The sequence below is a fragment of the Streptomyces sp. NPDC048349 genome, from assembly GCF_040651925.1.
Taxonomy (GTDB): domain Bacteria; phylum Actinomycetota; class Actinomycetes; order Streptomycetales; family Streptomycetaceae; genus Streptomyces.
Genome location: NZ_JBEZLA010000151.1, coordinates 1 through 1302, shown reverse-complemented (window position 1 = coordinate 1302; position 1302 = coordinate 1). Strand labels below are relative to the sequence as shown.

Annotated in this window: 1 protein-coding gene; it reads left to right on the top strand. The window is 68.8% G+C overall.

Annotation, left to right across the window (positions count from 1 at the left end; translation table 11 throughout):
• Positions 1-47: 47 nt before the first annotated feature.
• Entirely contained in the window at positions 48-1262 is a 1215-nt protein-coding gene (locus AB0D44_RS34365; protein ID WP_362598842.1) for an IS30 family transposase, read from the top strand.
• Positions 1263-1302: the final 40 nt, after the last annotated feature.

Genomic DNA, 1302 nt, shown 5'->3' with positions numbered 1-1302 from the left:
AGCTTGGGTTCTAGGAGTCGTTGCAACGCCCCAGCACAAGGGGTGCGATGGACTTCGAGATCCGGGGGGACCGGAAGCCGCAGGGAGCCAGGAAGCTCACTCAGGAGCGGGCGGCATACTCCCAGCTCATGCGGCAAGGCCTGAACAACAAGGAAGCGTGCCGGATCGTCGGGATCAACCCGAAGACCGGCAGACGCTGGCGCAACGGACGTAATACGTCGGGCGGGAACAAGGCGGCACCACCATTGCATGCGGTGGTGCCGCCTTCCGTGTCATCGCGGTACCTGCGTGAGGCCGACCGCATCCACATCGCCGACCGGCTGCGTGAGCGGGGGACGATCCGTGCGATCGCCGCCGAGCTGGGCCGCAGCCCCTCCACCATCAGTCGTGAAGTCCGCCGCAACCGGCACCCCGGCAATGGTCAGTACCGGCCCTTCGCCGCCCAGGCCCGCGCCGATGCCCGCCGCCCACGCCCCAAGGTCGGCAAGATCGGGCAGAACCCCGAGCTGCGGGCCGCCGTCCAGGCGGGCCTGGACCAGCGGTGGAGCCCGGAGCAGATCTGCCAGGCTCTGCGCAGAACCTTTCCCGACCGGCCGGAGATGCACGTGGTCCACGAGACCGTCTACCAGGCTCTCTACGTTCAAGGACGAGGAGAGCTGCGGCGAGAGCTCGCCGGCGCCCTGCGCAGTGGACGCGCCCGCCGCAAACCCCACCGCCAGGCCACCTCCCGCCAGTCCCGTTTCGCCGACCCCATGGTCATGATCAGCGAGCGGCCCGCGGAAGCAGGAGACCGGGCCGTGCCCGGCCACTGGGAAGGCGACCTGATCATCGGCAAGGACGGCAGCTCGGCGATCGGCACCCTCGTCGAACGCGCCACCCGCTACGTCATGCTCCTGCACCTGCCCCACGGCCGCAGCGCCGAACACGTCCGCGACGCGCTCATCGCCACGGTCCAGACCCTGCCCTCCCACCTGAAACGGTCCCTGACCTGGGACCAAGGCTCCGAGATGGCCTCGCACCGTTCCTTCACCGTCGCCACCGACGTCCCGGTCTACTTCTGCGACCCGGCCAGCCCCTGGCAGCGCGGCTCGAACGAGAACACGAACGGCCTGCTACGGCAGTACTTCCCGAAGGGCACGGACCTCTCGGTCCACACCCGCGACCACCTCGACGCCGTCGCCGCCCAGCTCAACGGCCGCCCACGCAAAACGCTCGACTGGGAAACCCCAGCCGAGCGCCTGCGTAAACTCCTCGCGACCTGATCAAACCGACTACGTGTTGCGACGATCCCTAGAAACCGCC